General features: G+C 63.5%; 27 protein-coding genes. 17 read left to right on the forward strand and 10 right to left on the reverse strand.

Features of this window, described 5'->3' with window-relative positions; translation table 11 throughout:
- Nucleotides 1–149: 149 nt before the first annotated feature.
- Both NKI67_RS11685 and NKI67_RS11690 read right to left on the reverse strand, forming a co-directional pair.
- Nucleotides 150–1,955: an IlvD/Edd family dehydratase gene (locus NKI67_RS11685; protein ID WP_023676811.1), complete on the reverse strand. Its 1,806-nt coding sequence runs from the start codon at nucleotides 1,953–1,955 to the stop codon at nucleotides 150–152.
- A 236-nt stretch (nucleotides 1,956–2,191) separates the two neighbouring features.
- Nucleotides 2,192–3,376 carry an Mrp/NBP35 family ATP-binding protein gene (locus tag NKI67_RS11690; RefSeq protein ID WP_023676810.1) on the reverse strand — a complete coding sequence of 395 codons (1,185 nt, stop codon included), beginning with the start codon at nucleotides 3,374–3,376 and terminating at the stop codon, nucleotides 2,192–2,194.
- Between the two features lie 194 nt (nucleotides 3,377–3,570).
- Between NKI67_RS11690 and NKI67_RS11695 the strand changes: the two genes are divergently transcribed.
- A complete protein-coding gene (locus NKI67_RS11695; protein ID WP_023676809.1) occupies nucleotides 3,571–3,948 on the forward strand; it encodes a VOC family protein in 378 nt (125 codons plus the stop codon).
- A 38-nt stretch (nucleotides 3,949–3,986) separates the two neighbouring features.
- Here the strand turns inward: NKI67_RS11695 and NKI67_RS11700 are convergent, their stop codons facing one another.
- Both NKI67_RS11700 and NKI67_RS11705 read right to left on the reverse strand, forming a co-directional pair.
- A complete protein-coding gene (locus NKI67_RS11700) occupies nucleotides 3,987–4,991 on the reverse strand; it encodes an inorganic phosphate transporter (RefSeq protein WP_352645351.1) in 1,005 nt (334 codons plus the stop codon).
- The gene (locus tag NKI67_RS11705; protein WP_023676807.1) at nucleotides 4,991–5,632 is read right to left on the reverse strand and encodes a DUF47 domain-containing protein; all 642 of its coding nucleotides are present in this window, start codon (nucleotides 5,630–5,632) and stop codon (nucleotides 4,991–4,993) included. The genes NKI67_RS11700 and NKI67_RS11705 overlap by 1 nt, the downstream gene beginning before the upstream one ends.
- Before the next feature lie 193 nt (nucleotides 5,633–5,825).
- Here NKI67_RS11705 and NKI67_RS11710 point away from each other — a divergent pair, with 193 nt between their 5' ends.
- The 10 genes from NKI67_RS11710 to NKI67_RS11755 all read left to right on the forward strand — a co-directional run bounded on the left by NKI67_RS11710 (nucleotide 5,826) and on the right by NKI67_RS11755 (nucleotide 16,159).
- On the forward strand, nucleotides 5,826–6,725 hold the full coding sequence (locus NKI67_RS11710) for a LysR family transcriptional regulator (protein WP_023676806.1): 900 nt from the start codon (nucleotides 5,826–5,828) through the stop codon (nucleotides 6,723–6,725).
- A 133-nt stretch (nucleotides 6,726–6,858) separates the two neighbouring features.
- Entirely contained in the window at nucleotides 6,859–7,338 is a 480-nt protein-coding gene (locus NKI67_RS11715; protein WP_023676805.1) for a formate dehydrogenase subunit gamma, read from the forward strand.
- Entirely contained in the window at nucleotides 7,335–8,891 is a 1,557-nt protein-coding gene (locus tag NKI67_RS11720; RefSeq protein WP_023676804.1) for a formate dehydrogenase beta subunit, read from the forward strand. Before NKI67_RS11715 ends, NKI67_RS11720 begins: the two co-directional genes overlap by 4 nt.
- 12 nt (nucleotides 8,892–8,903) lie before the next feature.
- On the forward strand, nucleotides 8,904–11,816 hold the full coding sequence (gene fdhF, locus NKI67_RS11725) for a formate dehydrogenase subunit alpha (RefSeq protein ID WP_023676803.1): 2,913 nt from the start codon (nucleotides 8,904–8,906) through the stop codon (nucleotides 11,814–11,816).
- Nucleotides 11,817–12,018: 202 nt separating this feature from the next.
- Nucleotides 12,019–12,846 carry a formate dehydrogenase accessory sulfurtransferase FdhD gene (fdhD, locus tag NKI67_RS11730; protein WP_023676802.1) on the forward strand — a complete coding sequence of 276 codons (828 nt, stop codon included), beginning with the start codon at nucleotides 12,019–12,021 and terminating at the stop codon, nucleotides 12,844–12,846.
- On the forward strand, nucleotides 12,836–13,144 hold the full coding sequence (locus NKI67_RS11735; RefSeq protein ID WP_023676801.1) for a formate dehydrogenase subunit delta: 309 nt from the start codon (nucleotides 12,836–12,838) through the stop codon (nucleotides 13,142–13,144). Before fdhD ends, NKI67_RS11735 begins: the two co-directional genes overlap by 11 nt.
- Nucleotides 13,145–13,248: 104 nt before the next feature.
- Nucleotides 13,249–14,802 (forward strand): alpha/beta fold hydrolase, encoded by a 1,554-nt coding sequence (locus NKI67_RS11740; protein ID WP_352645354.1) that lies wholly within the window; start codon nucleotides 13,249–13,251, stop codon nucleotides 14,800–14,802.
- A gap of 111 nt (nucleotides 14,803–14,913) precedes the next feature.
- Nucleotides 14,914–15,387: a carboxymuconolactone decarboxylase family protein gene (locus tag NKI67_RS11745; protein ID WP_352448517.1), complete on the forward strand. Its 474-nt coding sequence runs from the start codon at nucleotides 14,914–14,916 to the stop codon at nucleotides 15,385–15,387.
- An 85-nt stretch (nucleotides 15,388–15,472) separates the two neighbouring features.
- On the forward strand, nucleotides 15,473–15,835 hold the full coding sequence (locus tag NKI67_RS11750) for a nuclear transport factor 2 family protein (protein WP_023676394.1): 363 nt from the start codon (nucleotides 15,473–15,475) through the stop codon (nucleotides 15,833–15,835).
- A 135-nt stretch (nucleotides 15,836–15,970) separates the two neighbouring features.
- Nucleotides 15,971–16,159, forward strand: a complete 189-nt coding sequence (locus tag NKI67_RS11755; RefSeq protein WP_245274684.1) for a hypothetical protein — start codon at nucleotides 15,971–15,973, stop codon at nucleotides 16,157–16,159.
- 101 nt (nucleotides 16,160–16,260) lie between these two features.
- Here NKI67_RS11755 and NKI67_RS11760 read toward each other — a convergent pair whose 3' ends face one another.
- Together NKI67_RS11760 and NKI67_RS11765 are read right to left on the reverse strand one after the other, a co-directional pair.
- Nucleotides 16,261–16,761 (reverse strand): MmcB family DNA repair protein, encoded by a 501-nt coding sequence (locus tag NKI67_RS11760; RefSeq protein ID WP_023676393.1) that lies wholly within the window; start codon nucleotides 16,759–16,761, stop codon nucleotides 16,261–16,263.
- Nucleotides 16,762–17,499: 738 nt separating this feature from the next.
- On the reverse strand, nucleotides 17,500–17,799 hold the full coding sequence (locus NKI67_RS11765) for a DUF1330 domain-containing protein (RefSeq protein WP_023676391.1): 300 nt from the start codon (nucleotides 17,797–17,799) through the stop codon (nucleotides 17,500–17,502).
- A gap of 150 nt (nucleotides 17,800–17,949) precedes the next feature.
- Here NKI67_RS11765 and NKI67_RS11770 point away from each other — a divergent pair, with 150 nt between their 5' ends.
- From NKI67_RS11770 to NKI67_RS11785, 4 genes are all read left to right on the forward strand, one after another.
- Nucleotides 17,950–18,276 carry a GYD domain-containing protein gene (locus NKI67_RS11770; RefSeq protein ID WP_023676390.1) on the forward strand — a complete coding sequence of 109 codons (327 nt, stop codon included), beginning with the start codon at nucleotides 17,950–17,952 and terminating at the stop codon, nucleotides 18,274–18,276.
- A gap of 159 nt (nucleotides 18,277–18,435) precedes the next feature.
- Nucleotides 18,436–18,564: a hypothetical protein gene (locus NKI67_RS11775; protein WP_023676389.1), complete on the forward strand. Its 129-nt coding sequence runs from the start codon at nucleotides 18,436–18,438 to the stop codon at nucleotides 18,562–18,564.
- The gene (locus tag NKI67_RS11780; protein WP_023676388.1) at nucleotides 18,565–18,690 is read left to right on the forward strand and encodes a hypothetical protein; all 126 of its coding nucleotides are present in this window, start codon (nucleotides 18,565–18,567) and stop codon (nucleotides 18,688–18,690) included.
- A 338-nt stretch (nucleotides 18,691–19,028) separates the two neighbouring features.
- Complete coding sequence (locus NKI67_RS11785; RefSeq protein WP_023676387.1) at nucleotides 19,029–19,646, forward strand: L,D-transpeptidase; 618 nt, start codon at nucleotides 19,029–19,031, stop codon at nucleotides 19,644–19,646.
- Between the two features lie 110 nt (nucleotides 19,647–19,756).
- Here the strand turns inward: NKI67_RS11785 and NKI67_RS11790 are convergent, their stop codons facing one another.
- The 3 genes from NKI67_RS11790 to trpS all read right to left on the reverse strand — a co-directional run bounded on the left by NKI67_RS11790 (nucleotide 19,757) and on the right by trpS (nucleotide 22,223).
- Nucleotides 19,757–20,326: a NifU family protein gene (locus tag NKI67_RS11790; protein WP_023676386.1), complete on the reverse strand. Its 570-nt coding sequence runs from the start codon at nucleotides 20,324–20,326 to the stop codon at nucleotides 19,757–19,759.
- 137 nt (nucleotides 20,327–20,463) lie between these two features.
- Nucleotides 20,464–20,955: a universal stress protein gene (locus tag NKI67_RS11795; RefSeq protein ID WP_023676385.1), complete on the reverse strand. Its 492-nt coding sequence runs from the start codon at nucleotides 20,953–20,955 to the stop codon at nucleotides 20,464–20,466.
- 185 nt (nucleotides 20,956–21,140) lie between these two features.
- Nucleotides 21,141–22,223 carry a tryptophan--tRNA ligase gene (gene trpS, locus NKI67_RS11800; protein WP_023676384.1) on the reverse strand — a complete coding sequence of 361 codons (1,083 nt, stop codon included), beginning with the start codon at nucleotides 22,221–22,223 and terminating at the stop codon, nucleotides 21,141–21,143.
- Nucleotides 22,224–22,589: 366 nt separating this feature from the next.
- On the opposite strand from trpS, the gene NKI67_RS11805 reads away from it, so the two are divergent.
- Nucleotides 22,590–22,835: a type II toxin-antitoxin system VapB family antitoxin gene (locus NKI67_RS11805; RefSeq protein ID WP_023676383.1), complete on the forward strand. Its 246-nt coding sequence runs from the start codon at nucleotides 22,590–22,592 to the stop codon at nucleotides 22,833–22,835.
- Nucleotides 22,835–23,239: a type II toxin-antitoxin system VapC family toxin gene (locus tag NKI67_RS11810; protein ID WP_023676382.1), complete on the forward strand. Its 405-nt coding sequence runs from the start codon at nucleotides 22,835–22,837 to the stop codon at nucleotides 23,237–23,239. Before NKI67_RS11805 ends, NKI67_RS11810 begins: the two co-directional genes overlap by 1 nt.
- Here NKI67_RS11810 and murJ read toward each other — a convergent pair.
- Nucleotides 23,214–24,812: a murein biosynthesis integral membrane protein MurJ gene (gene murJ / locus NKI67_RS11815; protein ID WP_023676381.1), complete on the reverse strand. Its 1,599-nt coding sequence runs from the start codon at nucleotides 24,810–24,812 to the stop codon at nucleotides 23,214–23,216. The two genes, NKI67_RS11810 and murJ, sit on opposite strands and share 26 nt — an antisense overlap.
- Nucleotides 24,813–24,819: the final 7 nt, after the last annotated feature.

Genomic DNA, 24,819 nt, shown 5'->3' on the forward strand with positions numbered 1-24,819 from the left:
CCGGGCATTTCTGCCCATTAACGGCAGGCTATCGCAGGTGGAAAGCCGAGGCTTTCGCTCTACGATGTACCCCCACCCCTACCCCTCCTGGCGCTGACCTCGGCAAATTGCCTGCACCGGCGGCTGGCTCGTGCGACGGAACCCTGGTGTCAGTGATTGTCCCTCGGTACGCCGCTTGTATGCGCCACATCCTGGTATTTCACCGCCGGCTTCAGCACCATGCCTTCGGAAAACTGGTCGACCATGCCACGCTGGATCTCCTGCCACGGCGTCTGGTGCATGGGATAGTGATAGCCGCCATTGTTCTGCAGCTCGGCGCGCCGCCGCGTGATCTCGTCGTCGCTGACGAGGATGTCGGCGGTGCCCTTGCGCAGATCGACGCGGACGCGGTCACCGGTCTTCAGCAGCGCCAGCCCGCCGCCGATGGCGGCTTCCGGCGAGGCGTTGAGGATCGAGGGCGAACCCGACGTGCCCGACTGGCGGCCGTCGCCGATACAGGCCAGCGCGTGGATGCCCTTTTTGATCAGATAGGCCGGCGGCTGCATGTTGACGACTTCGGCGCCGCCGGGATAGCCGATCGGGCCGGCGCCGCGCATGAACAGGATGGTGTGCTCGTCGATGCCCTGTGCCGGATCGTCGATGCGGGCGTGGTAGTCCTCGGGCCCGTCGAACACCATGGCGTTGCCCTCGAAGGCTTCGGGGTCCTTCGGGTTCGACAGATAGCGCTCGCGGAATTCGGGCGAGATGCCGCTGGTCTTCATGATCGCCGAATCGAACAGATTGCCCTTGAGATTGATGAAGCCGGCATTGGCTTTCAGCGGCTCGGCAACCGTGCGGATGACGTCGAAGTTCTCGTTGACGGCGCCGCTGCAATTGTCGCCGATGGTCTTGCCGTTAGCTGTCATGGCTTCCGGATAGGGCAGCAGGCCGCCCTTCATCAGTTCGGCGACCACGGCCGGCACGCCGCCGGCATGGTGATAGTCCTCGCCGAGATATTCGCCCGTCGGCTGCAGATTGACGATGAGCGGTATGTTGAGGCCGACCTTCTGCCAATCGTCATTGTCGAGCGAAACGCCGAGATGGCGGGCGATGGCGTTGAGGTGGATCGGCGCATTGGTCGAGCCGCCGATCGCCGAGTTGACGACGATGGCGTTCTCGAAGGCCTTACGGGTCATGATGTCGGAGGGCTTCAGATCCTCATGCACCATGTCGACGATGCGCTTTCCGGTCTCGTAGGCGATCTGGCCGCGCTCGCGATAGGGGGCGGGGATAGCGGCCGAGCCCGGCAATTGCATGCCGAGCGCCTCGGCCAGCGAATTCATCGTGGTGGCGGTACCCATCGTGTTGCAATAGCCGGTCGACGGCGCCGAGGAGGCAACGATATCCATGAACTCGTCATAGCCAATCTCGCCGGCCGACAGGCGCTGGCGCGATTCCCAGACGATGGTGCCGGAGCCGGTGCGCTTGCCCTTGTGCCAGCCGTTGAGCATCGGGCCGACCGAAAGCGCGATAGCCGGAATGTTGACGGTGGCCGCGGCCATCAGCATGGCCGGCGTCGTCTTGTCGCAGCCGATGGTGAGCACCACGCCGTCGAGCGGATAGCCGTAAAGCACCTCTACCAGGCTGAGATAGGCAAGGTTGCGGTCAAGTGCAGCAGTCGGCCGCTTGCCGGTCTCCTGGATCGGGTGGCAAGGGAACTCGAAAGGGATGCCACCCATCGAGACGATGCCTTCGCGCACGCGCTTGGCCAGTTCGATGTGATGGCGGTTGCAGGGCGACAGGTCGGAGCCGGTCTGGGCGATGCCGATCAGCGGCTTGCCGGACATCAGTTCGGCCCGCGTCAGCCCGTAATTCAGGTAGCGCTCCAGATAGAGTGCCGTCATGCCCGGATTGTCGGGATTGTCGAACCACTCCTGCGAGCGAAATTTTTTCTTGTGGGTGGGGGCGCCTGCCATCGTGGTCTCCGTATTTGTATGACAAATCGATATGACAACGCGCGGGAGCAGGCAAGGGGCACGCGCCATCCGAATCCGCTCTTTGGTACGAAAGACATACATTTGCCTCCGCGCTAGACGGGATCGTGGTTTGTCAGCCCGCTATCCCGGAGAGTTGGAGCGCGTCGCCGCGAACCCACCCGGCCCTTCCGGCCACCCTCCCCTCAAGGGTACCACTTGGGGGAGGGACATCCGTATCACTCGAATACGATGCTCGGCACTGCAGCCTCGGCCGCGCCGCGCTCTTCATTGACGCGGTCCCAGACCTTGGCGGCGATGTCGCGATAGATTTTCGCCTCAGCGCCATCCGGCTTGGAGACCACCACCGGCGTGCCGGCATCGGAGCTTTCGCGGATGCCCATCTCGAGCGGCACTTCGCCAAGGAAGGTGACGCCGAGACGCTCGGCCTCGCGGCGGGCGCCGCCATGGCCGAAGATGTCGTAGCGTTTTCCCGTATCGGGGGCGAGAAAATAGCTCATGTTTTCGACGATACCCAATAGCGGCACGTCGACCTTCCTGAACATGTTTAGGCCTTTGCGCGCATCGATCAGGGCCAGGTCCTGTGGCGTCGAGACGATGACGGCGCCGGCCAGCGGCACCTGTTGGGCCATGGTCAGCTGGGCGTCGCCGGTGCCGGGCGGCATGTCGACGACGAGCACATCAAGCGGTCCCCATTCGACCTCGCGCAGCATCTGCGTCAATGCCGACATCACCATCGGCCCGCGCCAGATCATCGGCGTCTCCTCATCGACGAGGAAGCCCATCGACATGACCTTGAGGCCATAATTCTGCATCGGCTTCAGGATCTTGCCGTCGACGGTCTGCGGCCTGCCACGAATGTTGAGCAGACGCGGCATGGAAGGGCCATAAATGTCGGCATCGAGCACCCCGACCCGCAGCCCGTTGGCGGCAAGCCCAAGGGCGATATTGACGGCGGTGGTCGACTTGCCGACGCCGCCCTTGCCGGAAGCGACGGCGATGATCGCTTCGATGCCGGGTACGCCGCGCTTGCCCTGGCTGTGCGAGGCGGGCGCCTGCGGCGCGGGACGCGCAGGTGCGGTCGGCGGAGCGGGCCTCTGAGCCGGTCTTTGCGGAACCGGCGCCTCCATGCCGCCGCCCTTCTTTTCCGCCGTCAACGCGACCACGGCGCCGGCAACACCGGGGATCGCCTTGACGACACGTTCGGCCGCCGCACGCAGCGGTTCCATCTCCTGGGCACGGGCAGCGGGAACGGTGATCGAAAAGAACACCTTGGCATCGGCAATGAAAATCTCGGAAACCAGGCCGAGGTCGACGATATTGCCGGTGAAATCCGGCCCATTGACCGTCTTCAGGCGCTCGATAACGATTTCCTTGGTCACGTTTTCATTGGCGGCGGGCATGAGTTTTTCCTCTACTTTTCCGCTCCAGATAATGCAGTTCCGGAACAGAACCAAGCGATGGACCACCAATTGCAGCGGCGTATCGGGGAGGCAGCGAGCATATGACGGCATTTCCAGTGGGAGCAGCCGTCGCCAAATCGTCAACGCAGCCTATTTCATGAGCATGGAATGACAGCCAGGGAAGGAGACGAATCATGCTCGCAAACAGCAACGCGACGGCCAATCTCGCCGTGAAGGACCTGGCCAAGGCCAAGGCATTCTACGAAGGGGTCCTTGGCCTGAAAGAGGTGCACAATGAAGGTGGCGAACTGATCGTCTATAAAAGCGGCGACACCAGCATCAACGTCTACCGTTCGAACTTCGCTGGGACCAACAAGGCGACGGCTGTGACATGGACGGTCGGCGACGAACTCGGCAAGATCGTTGAGGCATTGAAATCGAAGGGCGTGACCTTCGAGCATTACGACATGCCAGGCCTGACGCTGGAGGGCGATGTTCATGTCGGTCAGGGCATGAAGGTCGCATGGTTCAAGGATCCGGACGGCAACATCCTGAACCTTGTGGATAGGTAGATACGGCGCATCGCCTGCCGCGCAGTGCTACGGTGCTGTCACCATGCCAGGCCGACCGCGAGGTAGGTGAGAGCCGCGATCACCGCGGTTGCCGGCAGGGTGACGATCCATGCCACCACGATGTTACCGGCAATGCCCCAGCGAACGGCGGAGACGCGGCGGGCGGCGCCGACGCCGATGATGGCGCCGGTGATCGTGTGCGTGGTCGATACAGGAATACCGAGCCAGGTGGCGGCGAACAGGGTGATCGCTCCGCCGGTCTCGGCGCAGAAACCCTGCATCGGGTTCAGCCGGGTGATCTTCGAGCCCATCGTGTGGACGATGCGCCAGCCGCCGAGCAACGTGCCCAGCGCCAGCGCCGACTGACAGGTGATGACGACCCACAGCGGCACGTAAAAATTCGCGCCGAGCATGCCTTGCGAATAGAGCAGCACGGCGATGATGCCCATAGTCTTCTGCGCGTCGTTGCCGCCATGGCCGAGCGAATAGAGCGAGGCGGAAAAGAACTGCATGACGCGGAAGGTGCTGTCGACGGCGAACGGCGTCCGCCGCACGAACAGCCAGGAGACCGCGAGGATCAGGACGAGCGCCAGCAGAAAACCTGCCGCCGGCGATAGCACGATGGCCGCCGTCGTTTTGCCCAACCCGGTCCAGACGATGGCGCCGGTGCCTGCCTTGGCAACGCCGGCGCCAACCAAACCGCCGATCAGAGCGTGCGAGCTGCTGGACGGGATGCCGACGAGCCAGGTGACGATATTCCAGACGATGGCGCCGACAAGTGCTGCAAAGATCACTGCCGGCGTGACGATGCTGGCGTCGATGATGCCGGTTCCCAGCGTCTCCGCCACGTGGAGACCGAAGAACATGAAGGCGATGAAATTGAAGAAGGCCGCCCAGAACACCGCATAATGCGGCCGCAGCACCCGGGTGGAGACGATGGTGGCGATAGAGTTGGCGGCATCGTGCAGGCCGTTGAGGAAATCGAAGAACAGCGCGACGACGACAAGGCCGACCAGCACCGGAAAGGCTATCGCGGCTTCCACTATACGTTCTCGATGACGATGCCGCTGATTTCGTTGGCGACGTCCTCGAAGCGGTCGACCACCTTTTCCAGCTGGCCGTAGATCTCGCTGCCGATCAGATAGGCCATAGGATCGCTGCGGCCGTGCCGCTTGAACAGGTCCTTCAGGCCCTGTTCGTGCAGGTCGTCGGCCCGGCCTTCGGCGCGCATGACTTCCTCGGCGATGGCGTTGAGGCGCACCGTGTGCGCCCCGACCTTGCCGAGAAGCGGGATCGCCTCGGCCACCAACTTGGCGGCCTCGACGATGACGCCCCCCATTTCCTGCATCAGCGGGTCGAATTCCTTCTTTTCGAACAGCTTTACCGTCTTGACGGTCTTGTGCATCATGTCGATGGCATCATCCATCGACTGGATCAGGTCCTTGATGTCGCCGCGGTCGAAGGGCGTGATGAAGGAGCGGCGCACGGCCAGCAGCACTTCCGCGGTGATCTGATCGGCTTCGTCCTCGAGATCGATGATCGTCTGACACCAGCGGTCGATGTCGTTGCCCTGCAAAAGCTGCTGCAGTGCCTCGGCGCCACCGACCACGGTGCGGGAATGCCGCTCGAACAGGTCGAAGAAGCGATCTTCGCGCGGCAAAAGCTTGCGGAACCAGCCCAGCATGTTCGGTCTCCCGTCGTGTCCAGTCCACGACCCCGTCTCATTCACATAGCGCCGCATTCCATCGCGGGAAACAGTAAGCCGGCTGAAAGATGTGGATGCGGACGATTTAGACAGGCGGCTTGCGGCCGAAGGCGATTTCCACGACGTTGCGCGCTACAATCGGACACAGCGTCCGTGACAGGCTCCCGACGGCATGATCGATAAGCTGGAATTCTTCATAGCACTTGCCAGGGAAGAACATTTCGGCCGGGCGGCGGAGGTGTGCGGCGTCACCCAACCGACGCTTTCGGCCGGCATCAAGCAGCTGGAAGGCCAGCTCGGCGTGATGCTGGTGCTGCGCGGCTCGCGCTTCCAGGGATTGACGCCGGAAGGCAAGCAGGTGTTGGTGTGGGCGCGCCGCATCGTCGGCGACAGCAGGACCATGCGCGAGGAGATGCGGGCGGCACGCCACGGCCTGTCAGGGCGCATCCGCATCGCCGCGATCCCGACGGCGCTGGCCATGGTGGCGCGACTGACGACGCCGTTTCGGGCAAAGCACCCCGGCGTCACCTTCTCGGTGCTGTCGCGGACCTCGATCGAGGTGCTGTCGCTGCTCGGCAATTTCGACATCGACGCCGGTATCACCTATCTCGACAACGAGCCGCTCGGACGCGTCACCAGCGTGCCGCTCTACGACGAGCGCTACCAGCTGATCACCGCCGTCGGGAACCCCTATTTCGACCGCGACAAAGTGACATGGGCGGAACTCAGTCAGCTGCCGCTCTGCCTGCTGACGCCCGACATGCAGAACCGCCGCATCATCGACCAGCATCTGGCCGAAGCCGGCGTGCAGGTGCGGCCGACATTGGAATCCAACTCGATGATCGTGCTGTTTTCGCATATCCGCACCGGCAAATGGTCGTCCATCATGCCGCTTAACCTTGCGGAAACGTTCGGCTTTTCCGAGCCGATCCGGGCTATCCCGATCGTCGAGCCGGATGCCAGCCACACCGTCGGGCTGGTGGCGGCACGGCGCGAACCGCACACGCCACTGGTCTCGGCGCTGTTGGACGAGGCAATGGCGCTGGCGGACGATTTCCGCGCCCGCCGCTAGGCTAGACAAGGCTGGTGACCGCGAACGATAGAAAATTTCTATCGAGCAACGGATCGGCTTTATTGATTTAGCGGGTTTCCTCTGATTTCCTAAGCACTTAGCGGAAGACCGCCACGACCAGGGAGGGCGCTGCATGACGATGCAGCCTGCAAGTACCGAGATCGCATCGCGCACCGCGGCGATCATCCACGAGCTGAAAGGCCTCGAAGGCCCGCTGCTGCCGATCCTGCACGGCATCCAGGAAGAGTTCGGTTATGTGCCGCAGGACGCGCTGCCGGTCATCGCCGAGGCGCTGAACATTTCCAGGGCCGAGGTGCACGGCGTCGTGACCTTCTATCACGATTATCGCAGCCAGCCGGCTGGCCGCCATGTGCTGAAGCTCTGCCAGGCGGAAGCCTGCCAGTCGATGGGCTCGGATGCGATTGCCGCCAAGCTCAAATCATTGCTGGGCATCGGTTTCCACGAGACAACCCGCGACGGTTCGGTGACACTGGAGCCGGTCTATTGCCTCGGCCTTTGCGCCTGCTCGCCGTCGGCAATGCTGGATGACGAGGTGATCGGGCGGCTCGACGACGAAAAGCTCAACGAGATCGTTGCCGAGGTGCGCTCATGATCCCGCGTATCTATATTCCCGGCGATTCCGGCGCGCTGGCGCTCGGTGCGGAAAAGGTCGCCAAGGCGGTTCGTGCGGAATTGGCCGAGCGCGGCATCGAGGCCAAGATCGTGCGCAACGGCTCGCGCGGCGCCTATTTCCTCGAGCCGATGGTCGAAGTGGCAACAGCTAATGGCCGCGTCGCCTATGGGCCGGTGAAGCCCTCCGACGTCAAAAGCCTGTTCGACTGCGGCTTCCTCACCGGCGGCCACCACAAGCGCTGGCTGGGCGCACCGGACAAGATCCCGTTCCTTGCCAGGCAGACGCGGCTGACCTTTGCGCGCTGCGGCGTCACCGATCCGCTGTCGCTCGATCACTACAAGGCGCATGGCGGGCTGAAGGGCCTGCAGAATGCAGTGGCGATGACGCCGGCCGAGGTCGTCAAGCAGGTGACCGAGTCCGGGCTGCGCGGTCGCGGCGGCGCCGGCTTCCCGACCGGCATCAAATGGAAAACTGTGCTCGATACGTCGGCCGACCGCAAATACATCGTCTGCAATGCCGATGAAGGCGATTCCGGCACGTTCGCCGACCGCATGATCATGGAAGGCGACCCCTTCGTGCTGATCGAAGGCATGGCGATCGCCGGCATCGCCACCGGCGCGACCAAGGGCTTTATCTATATCCGCTCCGAATATCCGCACGCGGTGGCGGTGATGCAGAAGGCCGTCGAGATCGCCCGCAAGGCCGGCGTGCTCGGCGTCAATGTGCTCGGCTCGGCCAATTCATTCGACATGGAAGTGCGCGTCGGCGCCGGCGCCTATGTTTGCGGCGAGGAAACCGCCCTGCTCGACAGCCTCGAAGGCAAGCGCGGACAGGTGCGGGCCAAGCCGCCGCTGCCGGCGCACAAGGGCCTGTTCGGCAAGCCGACAGTGATCAACAACGTCATCTCGCTGGCCTCGGTGCCGGTGATCATGGACAAGGGCGCTGCCTTCTACAAGGATTTCGGCATGGGCCGTTCGCGCGGCACCATCCCGATCCAGATTGCCGGCAACGTCAAGTATCCCGGTCTCTACGAGGCCGCGTTCGGCATGACGCTGGGTGAGATCGTCGACGATATCGGCGGCGGCACGGCGACCGGGCGTCCGGTCAAGGCGGTACAGGTCGGCGGTCCGCTCGGCGCCTATTTCCCGCGCGCCCTGTTCGACACGCCGTTCGACTACGAAGCGTTTGCGGCCAAGGACGGGCTGATCGGCCATGCCGGCATCGTCGTTTTCGACGACAGCGCCGACATGCTGAAGCAGGCACGCTTCGCCATGGAATTCTGCGCCATCGAGAGCTGCGGCAAGTGCACGCCGTGCCGCATCGGCTCGACGCGCGGTGTCGAGGTGCTGGACCGGCTCTCCCAGAACGTCGAACCGGAAAAGCAGATCGCGCTGGTCACCGACCTTTGCAACACGATGAAGTTCGGCTCGCTTTGCGCTCTCGGCGGCTTCACCCCATATCCAGTGATGAGTGCACTCAACCATTTCCCGGACGACTTTCGGCCGACGCCGGTCGCCGAAGCAGCGGAATAGGAGCGGACAGGTATGAACGCGGCATTCGACATCAAATCGCTGGTCCAGGAAATCGACTACGGCACACCCGCCTCTGAAGCAGAACAAAAGGTAACGCTGACGGTCGACGGCAAGTCGGTGACGGTGCCGGCGGGGACCTCGATCATGCGCGCTTCGATGGAAGCGGGCGTCGAAATCCCGAAACTCTGCGCCACCGACATGCTGGACTCGTTCGGCTCCTGCCGGGTCTGCCTCGTCGAGATCGACGGGCGCGGCGGCACGCCGGCCTCGTGTACGACGCCGGTCGGCGAAGGCATGGTCGTGCATACGCAGAGCGACCGGCTAGACGCCATTCGCCGCGGCGTGATGGAACTCTACGTCTCCGACCATCCTGCGGCGTGGGGCGAGAAGGCCGGCACTGGCGCCAGCGAGTTCGACAAGGTCGTCAGGACGGTCGGCCTGACCGAGAACCGCTATGGCGTGGACGGCCGCAACCACGTCAAGCAGGAAAACGGCGTGGCGCCCGGCCATGGCTCGCTGACCATCGATTACATCGCCCGCGATGAATCGAACCCGTATTTCACCTACGATCCGACGCAGTGCATCGTCTGCTCGCGCTGCGTGCGCGCCTGTGAGGAGGTGCAGGGCACGTTCGCGCTGACCATCGAGGGCCGCGGCTTCGAATCCAGGGTCTCGGCCGGCATGCACGAGGCGTTCGTCGATTCCGAATGCGTGTCGTGCGGGGCCTGCGTGCAGGCCTGCCCGACCGATGCGCTGAGGGAAAAGACCGTGCTGGCGAAGGGCCTGCCCGAGCGCTCGACCGTCACCACCTGCGCCTATTGCGGCGTCGGCTGTTCGTTCAAGGCCGAGGTCAAGGGCGACGAGGTCATCCGCATGATGCCCTACAAGGCAGGCAAGGCCAACCACGGCCACTCCTGCGTCAAGGGCCGCTTCGCCTATGGCTACGCGACGCACAAGGACCGTATCCTGAAACCAATGATCCGCGAGAAGGTCAGCGATCCGTGGCGCGAAGTGTCGTGGGAAGAGGCGCTCACCCATACGGCGAATGAATTCCGCCGCATCCAGTACCAGTACGGCCGCACCTCGATCGGCGGCATCACCTCCTCGCGCTGCACCAACGAGGAGACCTACCTCGTCCAGAAGCTTGTCCGGCAGGGCTTCCGCAACAACAATGTCGATACCTGCGCCCGCGTCTGCCATTCGCCGACCGGCTATGGTCTCGGCCAGACCTTCGGCACCTCCGCCGGCACGCAGGACTTCGATTCGATCGAGCAGACGGACGTGATCCTGCTGATCGGCGCCAATCCGACCGATGCGCATCCGGTGTTCGCCTCGCGCATGAAGAAGCGCATGCGCGAGGGCGCCAAGCTGATCGTGCTCGATCCGCGCCGCACCGACATCGTGCGCTCGGCCCACGTCGAGGCGCAGTTCCATCTGCCGCTGAAGCCGGGCACCAACGTCGCCATGCTGACCGCACTTGCCCATGTCATCGTCACCGAGGGCCTGTTCGACGAGGCCTTCATCCGCGAGCGCTGCGACTGGGACGAGTTCCAGGACTGGGCATCGTTCGTGGCGCTGCCGGAAAATAGCCCGGAAGTGGTCGGCCAGCTTGCAAATGTCGATCCCGACGACATACGCGGCGCGGCGCGGCTCTACGCCCGCGGCGGTAACGGCGCGATCTATTACGGCCTCGGCGTGACCGAGCACAGCCAGGGCTCGACCACCGTCATCGCCATTGCCAACCTCGCCATGGCGACCGGCAATATCGGCCGGCCGGGCGTCGGCGTGAACCCGCTGCGCGGCCAGAACAATGTGCAGGGCTCCTGCGACATGGGCTCGTTCCCGCACGAGCTTCCCGGCTATCGCCACATTTCAGGCGACGCGGTGCGCGCCATCTATGAGAGCCTGTGGGGCGTCAAGCTCGACGACGAGCCCGGCCTGCGCATCCCCAATATGCTGGATGCGGCCGTCGACGGCTCGTTCAAGGGGCTCTATGTGCAGGGCGAGGACATCCTGCAGTCGGACCCCGACACCAAGCATGTCGCCGCCGGTCTCGCCGCGATGGAATGCGTCGTCGTGCACGACCTCTTCCTCAACGAGACGGCCAACTACGCGCATGTGTTCCTGCCCGGCTCGACGTTCCTCGAGAAGGACGGCACCTTCACCAATGCCGAGCGCCGCATCAACATGGTGCGCAAGGTGATGGAGCCGAAATGCGGCTATGCCGACTGGGAAACGACGCAGGAGCTCGCCAAGGCGCTCGGCCTCGGCTGGAACTACACGCATCCGTCCCAGATCATGGACGAGATCGCCAAGACAACACCAAGTTTCGCCGGCGTTTCCTTCGACCTTCTCGACCGGGTGGGCTCGGTGCAGTGGCCCTGCAACGAGAAGTCGCCGGAAGGCACGCCGATCATGCATATCGGCGGCTTCGTGCGCGGCAAGGGCAAGTTCATCCGCACCGAATACGTCGCGACCGACGAAAGGACCGGACCGCGCTTCCCGCTGCTGCTGACCACCGGCCGCATCCTGTCGCAATACAATGTCGGCGCGCAGACCCGGCGCACCGACAATGTGGTCTGGCATAGCGAGGACCGGCTGGAGATCCATCCGCACGATGCCGAAAATCGCGGCCTGCGCGACGGCGACTGGGTGCGGCTGACCAGCCGCTCCGGCGAGACGACGCTGCGCGCGCTGATCACCGAGCGGGTGTCGCCGGGCGTCGTCTATACGACCTTCCACCATCCCGACACCCAGGCTAACGTCATCACCACCGACTTCTCCGACTGGGCGACCAACTGCCCGGAATACAAGGTGACCGCGGTGCAGGTGGGTGCATCCAACGGCCCGTCGGAATGGCAGCGCGACTATGACGAGCAGGCAAAGCAAAGCCGCCGCATCGCCCCGCTGCAAGCAGCGGAGTAGCGGTTTTGGTTTCGTGCCGGAGTACCCCCCTCTGGCCTGCCGGCCATCTCCCCCTCAGGGGGGGAGATTGGATGTCATCTCGACTTTCGCCAATCACCAAAGTCGAAAGGTGCGCCGCGACGCCTGAACTGCCGATCTCCCCCCTTGAGGGGGAGATGCCAAATGATGACAAAGAGGGCAGGCCAGAGGGGGGTGCCGCGTGATGCCCAAACGTCGTGCTGTCACACAGATCAGCCGCCTCGCGCGCCGCGCCGGCGGCACTGCGGCCGCCAACCGCATGGTGCCGGAAGAGACGCCGGTAGCGTTCTCCTTTGCCGGCACCACGCATGCAGTGATGATGGCAAGCCCGGCTGATTTCGAGGATTTCGCGCTCGGCTTCTCGCTGACCGAAGACATCATTGCCTCGCCGGACGAAATCGAAGCGATCGAGGTCGAGGATCACGGCGCCGGCATCGATATCCAGATCCGGCTGAAGGACCAGGCCAACACCCGCTTCGAAACGCGTCGCAGACGCCTGGCCGGCCCGGTCGGCTGCGGGCTGTGCGGCATCGAATCGATCGAAGAGGCAATGCGCTCGGTAAACCCGGTCGGTGCGTCGCAACTTACACTTCAGGCCGATGACATCGTCCGCTCGGTCAAGCTTTTGTCGAAGCTGCAGCCGCTGCACGCCGAGACCGGTGCCGTCCACGCCGCCGGTTTTTACCTTCCCGGCAAGGGCATCGTCATGGCGCGCGAGGATGTCGGCCGCCATAACGCGCTGGACAAGCTGGCTGGCGCGCTGGCCAAAGCCGGTATCGACGGCAGGTCGGGGGCCGTCGTCGTCACGTCGCGCGTTTCGGTCGAGATGGTGCAGAAGACCGCGGCGATCGGCGCTGCCTTCATCATTGCCGTCTCGGCGCCGACCGCACTTGCCATCCGCACCGCGGACGATTCCGGCATGACGCTGGTGGCGCTGGTGCGCGGCGACGATTTCGATATTTTCACCCATCCTGACCGAGTGGTTTCCGGAGTTGCCAAGCATGTCGCATGACGAGGGCCACCTCATGAGCACCAGCGAAAAGCTGGTTCGCATGGCCAACCAGATCGCCGCCTTTTTCCACTCAAAGCCGCGCGAGCAAGGCATTGCCGGCGTCGCCGAGCACATCAACAAGTTCTGGGAGCCGAGGATGCGCCGGCAATTGTTCGAGATGCTTGACAGCGGCGGCGATGGGTTCAACGAGCTTGTCGTCGCGGCAGCGCCACACATCAAGCGGCCGGGCGCGCCGGAGGGCGCAGGTTTCAGCGCTGGCGGAGCGAACACCGAGACAACCGCCGCGTCACAGAAGTAGGCGCCGCGGGCCCACATTCACGCTCTCTAAAGTTTCATCTGCCGCAAGCTGCGCGCCTCTGCTATGGTCCGCGACAAGAATTCGTCGGGTCGGGCGGACAACTCGTGAGGCCGATCGAAACTCGATACGCGCTCAGTGGCGACGTGCGGATCGCCTATCAGGTGGTCGGCCAGGGATCGCTCGATCTCGTCTTCGTGCCGGGTTTCATTTCCAATCTCGACCTGCACTGGGAAGACGAGGGCTACACCCGGCTGTTGAAGCGGCTTTCCGCGTTCTCACGGCTGATCCTGTTCGACAAGCGCGGCACCGGTCTGTCCGACCGCGTCGATGTCCACCACCTGCCCAGCCTCGAAACCCGCATGGACGATGTGCGCGCGGTGATGGATGCGACCGGCAGCGGCCGCGCCGCCTTGCTCGGCGCTTCGGAAGGCGCGCCGATGGCAATGCTGTTCGCCGCCACCTACCCGGAGCGGACGCGGGCGCTGGCGCTTTATGGCGGCTATGCGCATTTCCACAAATGGGTGATGCCGCCGGAGCGCCTGGAGGCGTTCATCGCGACGGCGGAGACCGCATGGGGCACCGGCGCCACCCTGCCGCATTTCGCGCCCGGCCGCGTCGACGATCCGCGTTTCGCCACATGGTGGGCGCGCTTCGAGCGGCTGTCGGCGAGCCCGACCGCGGCAATCGCCCTGGCCCGCATGAATGCGGCTATCGACGTGCGCGGTGTGCTGGCGGCGATCAGCGCACCGACGCTGCTCATCCATCGCCGCAACGATGCGCGCGTCGACCCGGAGGCCAGCCGCTTCCTGGCAAGGAAGATCCCGAATTCGCGGCTGGTCGAGGTGGCCGGGCGCGACCACCCGATCTGGACCGGCGATGTCGACCGGGTGGCCGATCTGATCGAGGAATTCCTGACCGGAGCGCGCGCCGTTGCCGAGGCCGAGCGCGTGCTGGCTGCACTGCTGGTCACCCGGATCTACGACACGGCGCGGCTTGGCGACCGCATGTGGAGCGAGCGCAGCCAGCGTTTTCAGGAAACATGGCGGCTGCTGGTCGGGCGCCATGGCGGCCGCCCGGCCGGCACGAATGGCGAGCTGATGATGGCGCGCTTCGACGGCCCGGCGCGGGCCGTACGCTGTGCGGCGGCGCTGCGCGATGCGGCGCAGGAGATCGGCGTCGCCAGCGCGCAGGGCGTGCATGTCGGCGAGGTCGAGTTGCGTGGGCCGCCGACGGGGTTGACGGCGCGCGTGACGATGCAGCTTGCCGCGCATGCCGGGCGCGGCGACATCCTCGCTTCGCGGCTGGTCGCCGACCTCGCCGCCGGTTCAGGCCTTCATTTCAATGACGCCGGGCGCATCGCGCTTGACGAGCTGGATGAGCCGCTGGCGCTGGTGCAGGCGACCTCGGAACAGCATCTGGAGCCGGCCTGCCGGCCGAAGGCCAAGGCTGCCGAGCCGGCCGCACTGACGGCACGCGAAAGCGAGGTGGTGAACCTCATCGCCGATGGCAAGAGCAATGCCGCGATCGCCGCCGAACTCGGGCTGAGCGAACACACCGTCAAGCGCCACGTAGCCAATATTCTGCTCAAGCTGGACCTGCCGTCGCGGGCGGCGGCGGCGGCGTTCTCGGCCCGGCACGCTGGCCCGCACGGGCCATAGGAGCCATGGCGCTTTCGGGCGAAGCGGCCGGGCATGCGTAAGCGCTATCACTTCGTCCCATGCAGGCCAGGCGGATGTCGCCGGGAAAGGCGCTGCGAAGGGAGGAATAAAATGCTGAAGTCGACACTCAAATCACTGGTGCTGGCGGCAGGCGTTGGCGCGCTGTTGGCGATCGTTCCTGCCAAGGCCGAAGACGCCTCGGCGACGGCTGCCTACAAGGACATCCAGGCAACGCTCGGCTCGGTACCGGACATGTTCAAGACGCTGCCGGACGTCGCCGTTGCCGGCGCCTGGGCCGAGATCAAGGGCGTGCAGCTCAACCCAAACACCGCGCTCGACGGCAAGACCAAGGAATTGATGGGCCTCGCCGTCGCCTCGCAGATCCCCTGCCAGTACTGCATCTATTTCCACACGCAGGCGGCCAAGCTCAATGGCGCCAGCGACGAGGAGATCAAGGAGGCGGTGGCGATGGCGGCGATCGTGCGCCACTGGTCGACGATGCTCAACGGCAGCCAGGTCGATCTCGCCACTTTCAAGAAGCAGTCCGACGAGGTGTTCGCGGCCGTCAAGGCGAAGTCGCAGTGAAGAAGCCACTGCCCGGCGGCGAGCGCCGGGCAGTGCCTGATCAAGCAACCACCCGATCCGAGAAGACGGGCCTATGGAGGAAAAATTGCCGACCAAGACACAGACGATAGACGGCGCTGCGATCAAGAAGGCGATTGAGGGCCGTGATGGAAAATTGCTGGCGAGCTTCTATGCCGACGACGCATTGGTGCGGGTGATCGACCGCAACAACCCGCCGAGCAAGCCGCGCGAAATCCGCGGGCGCGCTGCGATCACCACGTTCTGGGACGACATCTGCAGCCGGGCGATGACCCACAAGGTCGACACCACCATCGCCGACGGCAACAATCTCGCCTTCACCCAGGCCTGCGCCTATCCGGACGGGACCAAGGTGTTCTGCGCGGCGATGCTGGAGCTGAAGAACGGCCTGATCGTGCGGCAGACCGTCGTGCAGGCATGGGACGAGTGAGGCGGCGGCGATGTTCAGTGCCAGGTGGCAGATCGACGCCAAGTTCGGCCACAAGCAGACCGTGCTCGAACTATTAAAGAATGAGAACGCGAGATCGGCTCGCAGGTCGGCCTCGACGACCTCAAGTTCCAGATCATGACCGAATCGAACGGCGCGCGGGAAGCGACGGTCGGGTCACATCACCAGGTCGAAAGCCTCGCCCAATTGGAGGCGTTCTTCGCCAGGATCGGCAAGATCGACGCGCACGCCAAATGGGGCAAGGAGATGGAGCCCTATGTCGTGTCGGGCACCAGCCTGTGGAACATCTACCGCATCGTGGAATAGCAGTCCGGCTTACTCCCTTCTCCCCGTCACTTACGGGGAGAAGGTGGCGGCAGCCGGATGAGGGGCAGCGCGACGTCTATAATTACGGAGAGCGCAAACCTCTATTCGCTCTCGCCGTCCAGCGCGGGCACCGACACGCCGGCAAGCTCCGCCGCCAGCAGCCGCGACGCACCGGCGCGTGCGATCCTCAGCATCAGCGCCTTGCGCGTTGCCGCCGCCATGCGGTGCTCGGGCGCATCGCGCAAAATCTCGGCGCCGTAACCGTCGGAGAGAATGAAGCCGCACTCCTGCGGAAAAATTTCCTGGGGTACGCCGGGATGGGTGGCGAAGAAGAACCGGTCGGAATGCAGCCGGTAGTCCGGCCATTTGCGGTCGACCCTGAAATCCTCGATCGAGGATTTGATCTCGATGATCCAGATGTCGCCCTGGCGGGTCAGCGCAACCAGGTCGGCCCGCCGGCCGGTGGCCAGCGACAGTTCGGGCAAGACATGCGCGCCCATCTGCCTGAGCAGCCGCTGCACGCCGCGCCTGACCAGCATGGCGCGCTCCGACTGGCGGCCGTCGATGAGCGGATTGAGGGGTAGAGGTGAGATGATCGGCATTACCGCACCATGCCAGATTTTGTTCACGGTTTGAACCCGGTCGCGGCGATTATCTGGCTGACAAACCTAATCTGCAAAATACTGTGGAGCGGGCGCTACAAGGCCCGCCCTTCCACAAGGCGGGCCGCTCGCGTTATGAATGCGTTTCCTACTGGTGAGGGGAGCTATGTTTTCGCGAGGCGTCGCGGTTGATCTAATATTCACCGCTGCAGGCCCGATAGTGGTCGCAGCATAATCAAAAAGGTGGCGAAGCATGGTTACTGAGAATGCAAGTTTGACGGTCGAGCAGACTAGGCTCAATAGGATGCTCACGCGGGGCGTCGTATTTTCCGTCATTTGGCTCGCCGGTTTCGGGTCTTCTTATGCACTCTACCAGGGGCTTCTGGCGCGACGGATGATAAAAATGAATCCCGTGCTTCGGGGAAATGGCCGCGCCTGGTGGTGCATCATTGTGGGAGGGCTTGGGGCCGCAGCCTTATGTGCGATAGTTGGCGCCGGCATTTTCAATGCCATGACACAACCCTAGGTCACGCTGCAACACCGCCTGCCGATCTGGTGTTGGGTCATATTGATTTGTAGGTCCCGTTCAATGAGTGTTTCCGGCGTCATCCTCCCATCATTGGCCGTTTCCCGCCCGCAAGTTTAAAGCTTGCTGATTCATATCAGAATGCTCCTGTCCCGTCGCCGGGCCGCACCTGATATGGCAACTCAGACTTGCCATTGTCATCGACCCGACCTTCAGCTAACCGGCATCATCCCTTCCAGAGCAATAATTCTCGTCTTTGCGCAGCGTTCGCGGATGGTTTTGAGGCGGCCGTATTCTGGAGAGTCGTACCATGCCAGGAGGGACGCCATGTCCGGGAATTCGACAATGACGAGGCGATGAGGTTCCCAATCGCCCTCCAGAACTTTGGTGGCTCCGCCGCGAGCGATATACCTCCCCCCATAGCGGGCTTCGGTTGCCGGCACGTCCCGGCGGTATTCCTCGAAAACGGCGGCGTCGGTTATGTCGACATCAGCAATGAGATATGCGGCCATTGACCTTACTCCCTGAAAAAAACATTGAAACAGGTCTATTAGCGGCCCCGCAACTAAGCCAGCGGTACTACGCCTCGGAAACGACTCGCGTTCTCCCGGATTGGGGCGCTTAACTGTCTTGGTGGGGGCAGCTCTGGGAGGAGACGAACCATGCCGATGTATCTCACGCGATTCAGCTACAGGCCCGAAACCTGGGCGCGCTTGATGGATAATCCCGAGGATAGACGCGAGGCTGCCCGTTCCTATATCGAGTCGGTCGGCGGAAAGCTGCACGGGTTCTGGTATGCCTTCGGAGAGTACGACGGCTGGAACCTATGGGAGGCGCCGGACAACGTGTCGATGGCATCCGTCATGCTCGCCATCGGTGCGGGAGGCGCGCTCAGCTCGTACCAGACCACCGTGCTGTTAAGTGTCGAAGAGACGATGGACGCTCTTGGGAAAGCCAAGTCGATCCGGTATCGCCCACCGGGATCGTGACCGCCGCCCGCGCTTTGCGGAGTGTCGAAGGCTGGTAACGCTTGCTCGCGAACTGCGCACGTTCCTAAACTTTGGCGCAAAAGAGTCCACTGCGGCTCTTGGCAGCGCCGGCAGCTTGCGCTTTCAATGTCGGCTACGGTGTTTTACGAGGAGCATTAGATGACGGAAGATGACGACCGGAAATCAGCGACGCCGGAGGAAATCCGCCCGGCCATCAGAGGATGGGCGGTGCTTGGGGCAATTATCGTTGCCGTGTTTGGTGCGGCCTACGTCATGATCGATAGTTGAATGGCCGACGGTCCTGGTCGCCCCGATGGACTGCCTGAAACGATCGGCACGGTCCTGGGTGCATTGGTGGTGATCGGCACGTTCGGGCTTCTGGCTTGGACCGTGCTTCGCGGCGTCCTTTATTAAACCCGGCCCGTCTGGACTTTCTCCTGCAGCGGCCGCGTCTCAGTCCGATCTCCTCGCAGCAACGGATGGTCTTGGCCGCAGGCCAGAGCGCCGGGCAGCGTAACCGACATTCACGGGTGATTTCTTCGTCTCCTGGTTCTTGTTCTTGGCCCATTGATTTTGCAACATAATCCTGCGGGGGCTGTTGCCGAAATGCCATAGTCGCAGGTTTACCAGCACGCAAGTCCAAGGATATAGGCATCGCCCGCTTGGCAAGCAAAGCAAATGCCAGCATGAATGAAGATGAAAAAAGCGGCCGACTCGAGCCGCTGTTGTTTGGGCAGGCATCGGACCTTTTCATGCGCATGAAGTCACTTGCAATCGTCGCTGCCCTGGCGCTGTCGACGGCTGTCGCTGGTTGCAGCACCATCGGGTCGCAGATCTTCACCAACAACTACGGCGCGGTGACCGACGCCGGCTATCACCTGCCGCGCGTTCCGATCGAAAAGGTGCCGTTCAAATACCGCCGGCAGATCGTCGACTACGACACCAAGGAAAAGCCGGGCACCATTATCGTCGATACGCAGAACAAGTTCCTCTACTTCGTCATGGGCGACGGCGAGGCGATGCGCTACGGCATCGGCGTCGGCCGTGAGGGTTTCGAATGGCACGGCACCGCCCATATCGCGCTGAAGCGCGAATGGCCGACCTGGACGCCGCCTTCGCAGATGATCAAGCGGCAGCCGGAGCTGGCCAAGTTTGCCGGTGGCATGGAGCCGGGGTTGAAGAACCCGCTCGGCGCGCGCGCTATGTACCTGTTCAACAAGGGTGGCGACATGGGTTATCGCCTGCATGGCAGCCCGGAATGGAATTCGATCGGCAAGGCGATGTCGTCGGGCTGCATCCGGCTGATGAACCAGGACATTATCGACCTCTACGACCGCACCTCGGTCGGCGCCAAGGTCATTGTGATATAAAACCCTTATACGCGGACCGTCTAGGCAACAACACAGACGTCGCAAACAGAAAACCGGGCACTTTGGCCCGGTTTTTTGTTGTCTATCGATGTTGACGATGGAACGTCGCGTCAGGAGACCTGTTCGACATGCTGCACTTCCGGCACAAAGTGCCGGAGCAGGTTCTGGATGCCGTGCTTCAGCGTCGCCGTCGACGACGGGCAGCCGGCGCAGGCGCCCTTCATGTGCAGGAACACGGTGCCGTTCTCGAAGCCGCGGAAGGTGATGTCGCCGCCGTCCTGGGCCACCGCCGGGCGCACCCGGGTGTCGAGCAGCTCCTTGATGGTGACGACCAGCTCCTCGTCGGCCTTGTCGTAGAATTCGCCGGTCTGGCTGGTCTCGGCGGCGGGGCCGGCCTTGGCCATCACCGGGGCGCCGGACATGAAATGCTCCATGATGGCGCCGAGGATAGCCGGCTTCAGATGCTGCCAGTCGGGGCCGTCCTTGGTCACGGTGATGAAATCATAGCCGAAGAAGACGCCGGTGACACCGGGGATTTCGAACAGCCGGCCGGCGAGCGGCGAAGCCGTCGCGGCGCTGTCGGCATCGCGGAAATCGGCGGTGCCTTCTTGCAGCACTTCCTTGCCGGGCAGGAATTTCAGCGTCGCCGGGTTTGGCGTCGACTCGGTCTGGATGAACATGGCCGTCTCCGTGCCCGTTTCGGGCAGCTAGTTTGGAATAATTCTAATTAGGCTTTATCCGCCCGACATTCAAGCGAAAGGCATCGTCGGCGGTAGCGGCAGGCGGAATGTTTTACCCTGCCTTGAGCGAGGCGCGCTCAGGCGAGGCTGTCGATCTCTTCGTCCGACAGGTTCTGCGGCACCACCGTGACGGGAATCGGAAAGGCGGCGCCCTTGCCGGCGACCGCGCCGACCAGCGGCCCAGGCCCTTCCTTGCCGGCGCCTGCCGCCAGCACCAGGATGGCGATGTCCTGGTCTTCCTCGATCAGCTTGTGGATCTCTTCGGTCGGCTTGCCCTCGCGCACCACCAGTTCCGGCTCGATGCCGAGCTTCTGACGCACCTTGTTGGCGTAGCTGTCGAGTGCGGCACGCGCCGTGGCGGTCGCCTCCTCGCGCATGATCTTCTCGACGCCCAGCCAGTGCTGGAAATCATCCGGCTCGATGACATAGAGCAGCACCAGTACGCCGCCCGTGCTCTGCGCCCGCTTCGAGGCGTAGGCGACGGCGCGCTCGCATTCGGGCGTGTCGTCGATGATCGCCAGGAACTTGCGGCGATGACCGACTTCGCGGCTGAGGCGTTTGGAGACCATATTCACCCTGTTCGATGGTTTCGGCCGCAATCTGCCACCGCCACAGCCCGCCCGCAAGCGACCGGCGGCTGTGGCAATGCTGGTGCAGCTTAAAGCGCGTCGCGTTCGACCAGCGACGCGCTTCAGGTTCTTGTTTTATGCATGTCGTTATCGCAAAACCGCTGCACACTTTTGCGCGACATGCATTAGCCTTGCAGCAGGCCGATAATGTCGCGCACGGTCTTCATGGTCGCTTCGGCCAATGTGCCGGCACGCTCGCCGCCATCCCGCAGCACCGCGTCGACATAGGCGCGGTCAGCGGAGATGCGGCGCATCTCGCCGGCGATCGGCGCCAGCTTTTCCACGGCAAGATCGGCCAGCGCCGGCTTGAACACCGAAAACTGCTGGCCGCCGAACTCTTTCAGCACGGCCTCTTTCGAGATTTCGGCGAGGCCGGCATAGATGCCGACGAGGTTTTCCGCTTCCGGCCGGCCGGCAAGGCCGTCCAGTTCGCCGGGCAAAGCCTCCGGGTCGGTCTTGGCCTTGCGGATCTTCTTCGAGATGGCGTCGGCATCGTCGGTCAGGTTGATGCGCGACAGGTCCGACGGATCGGATTTCGACATCTTCTTCGAACCGTCGCGCAGCGACATGATGCGCGCTGCCGGGCCGCCGATGACCGGCTCGGTCAGCGGGAAATAGCCGTTCACTGTCTCTTCGCCGACCTGCATCTCGACGCCGACGCCAAGCGCTGCGATGCGGTCCGAAAAGTCGTTGTTGAATTTCTGCGCGATGTCGCGGGTCAGCTCCAGATGCTGCTTCTGGTCGTCGCCGACCGGCACGTGGGTGGCGCGGTAGACGAGGATGTCGGCGGCCATCAGGGAGGGATAGGCGAGCAGGCCGAGCGAGGCGTTCTCGCGGTCCTTGCCGGCCTTGTCCTTGAACTGCGTCATGCGGTTCATCCAGCCGATGCGCGCCACGCAGTTGAAGATCCAGGCAAGCTCGGCGTGCTGCATCACCCGCGACTGGTTGAAGACGATGTGCTTGGTCGGGTCGATGCCGGAGGCGAGAAACGCCGCGGTGATCGAACGCGTCTGGTCCTGAAGGTCCTCATAGACGAGCTGCGCGGTCAGCGAATGCAGGTCGACGACGCAATAGATGCAGTCGGAAGTGTCCTGCAGGGCGACGAATTTCTTGATGGCGCCGAGATAATTGCCGAGATGCAGATTGCCGGTTGGCTGGACGCCGGAAAAGACGAGCGGCTTGAAGGCGGGCTGGTTGAGGTCGGTCATAGTGTTTCCCTGGCTTGTGGAGGGCCGTTTCGCGCGCGGCGAAAGTCTTGCGACGGCGCGCTTATGGACGAGAGCGAGGAGGCGATCAAGAGGGGTATTGACTGGGCGCGCAGGCTTTGGCGTCGGCCGAGCAAGACGCCGCAGGAGGCTGATTGAAGGGGATGACGCCGACCAGAAACAAAAACCCGCCTTGCGGCGGGTTCCTCGGCGCCAATGAGCACCATACAGAAATTAGTAGCATAGCTGCCGGCACAAAGCAAGAACAAAATAGCTCGCCTCGGCAGTCGCTTCGATTTGGCTTAGGGCCACATTGACGGACTGATGTAGATAGCTACATAGTATTTGCTACACAGCGGAAGCAAAACAATGACGATCAACATCAACAACAAGGAAGCGGACAGCCTGACGCGGGCTTTTGCCAGGCTTGAAGGTGTCGGGATCACCGAGGCAATCGTGATCGCCATGCGCGAAGCTCTGGAGCGCCGACGCAATCGCGAGACGCCGCTGGAGACGGCGGCACGGCTCCGGGCCGAGTTCGGGATTGAGCTGAGCGAGCAGGCGCGCAAGCCGCTGCCGCGCTCGGTCTACGACGAATTGTCCGGCGAAGACTGATGTTCATCGATGCAGCCGCTATCGTCGCGATGCTGAGCCAGGAGGCCGAAGCCCAGCGCTGCGCGCAGGCGGTCATGAAAGCGTCGGCTCCGTTCACGTCGGCTATCGCGGTTTGGGAAGCCGCGATGGCGCTTTCGCGATCGGAAAAGCTGGCCGTACCGATCGCCACAAGCTTCAAGATAGTCAGCCGCTTTCTCGAAGAGCGTGGAATCACCTTGCGGGAGCTTCCGCCTCCCTCTGACGCAGCATCTCTGTCAGTCGAGGCTGCGTCGCGGTTTCGCAACAACGCTGGCCGCCTCAACATGGCCGACTGTTTCCACTACGCCTGTGCGCGCTACTACGCCGTTCCGATGCTTTCGACGGCGGACGAATTCCGCTTCACGGATCTGGAGACTGTTGCTTGACCGGCTGGGAGCCCTTGCGCCCGATATTGCGGCGGATCATGCCGAAATCGGCGCCGCCGGTGGCGAAGGCGGTGACGAAGTAAAGCAGCGCCCCGCCGGCGACGAGCGCAAGCAGGGTTACCGCCTTGATCACCAGCGGCGAGCCGGAGCCGAGACTTGCGGCGAACCAGTGTTCGGCAAAATAGAGCGCCGCGGCCATCACCGCCGCCGACAGCACCAGCCGCGGGATGCGTTTCATGAGCGGCACGTCGCGGCCCCAATGGCCGCGCCGGATCAGCACGGCGAGCAGCATCGCCGCATTGACCCAGCCTGCGACAGCGGAGGCAACGGCAATGCCGGGCGCGCCCATGGTCGGAAACAGCGTCAGCGCCGTCGTAATGTTAACCGCCACCGAGATGGCGGCAAAAATCATTGGCGTGCGTGTGTCCTCGCGGGCGAAATAGCCTGGGGTGAACGCCTTGATCAGCACGAAGGCCGGCAGGCCGAGGCCGAAGATCGCCAGGATTGCCGCGACCGTCGGCGTCGAATTGTTGGCGGCAAAGGCGCCGCGCTCATAGACCAGCCGCACGATCGGCTCGGACATGACCAGCAGCGCGGCCGCCGCCGGCAAGGTCATGAAAAGGGTAAACTCGACCGAGCGGTTCTGCAGATTGGCGGCCTCGACCAGATTGCCTGATTTCAGCGCCCGCGACAGTTCCGGCAAAAGCACGATGGCGACGGCGACGCCGACGACGCCCAGCGGCAGCTGGTAGACGCGGTCGGCATAGGCCAGCGACGACACCGCGCTGTCCTGCGCCGACGCGATCGCCGTGCCGATCAGCTGGTTGATCTGGGTGATGCCGCCGGTGATCGCCGCCGGCAGTGCCAGGATCAGCAGCCGCTTGACGTTCGGCGTCATCTTCGGCCGCCGGAAGCCGATCGAAATGCCGGCATGGCGCACCGCCGCCCAGACGATCGCCAGTTGCACCAGGCCGGCCGCCAGCACGCCCCAGGCCAGGCCGAAACCAACGGTGCGGGCGTCCGAACCCTTGTACCAGGCATAGGCGAGCACGGCGATGAGGATGACGTTGAGGAACACCGGCGCCACCGCAGCGGCGAAATAGCGGCGCAGCGAATTCAGCATGCCGGCCATCATGGCGCCGAGCGACATGCAGATCAGGTAGGGGAACATGACGGTCGCCAGCGCCACCGTCATCTCGAATTTTCCCGGCGTGTCGGCAAAGCCCGGCGCCACCAGGTAGCGCACGATCAGCGGCATCGCCAGTTCCATGGCGATGGTCAGCGCCAGAAGCGCCGTGAACAAGACGCCGAACACCTCTTCGGAAAAGCGCTTGGCGCCGTCGGTGCCGTGTGTCTCGATCTCCTTGGCGAACAGCGGCACGAAGGCGGCATTGAAGGCGCCTTCGGCGAACAGCCGGCGAAAGGTGTTGGGAAACTGGAAGGCGGCGTTGAAGGCGTCGGCGATCGGCCCGGTGCCGAGTGCGGCAGCCATCAGCATCTCGCGGCCGAAACCGAGGGCGCGGCTCATCAGCGTGCCGGAAGCGACCGTGGCGAATTTCTTGACAAGGCTCATGCGCTTG

Origin of the sequence: Mesorhizobium sp. M0408, assembly GCF_040321495.1 — a bacterium.
In the GTDB taxonomy this organism is placed as follows: domain Bacteria; phylum Pseudomonadota; class Alphaproteobacteria; order Rhizobiales; family Rhizobiaceae; genus Mesorhizobium.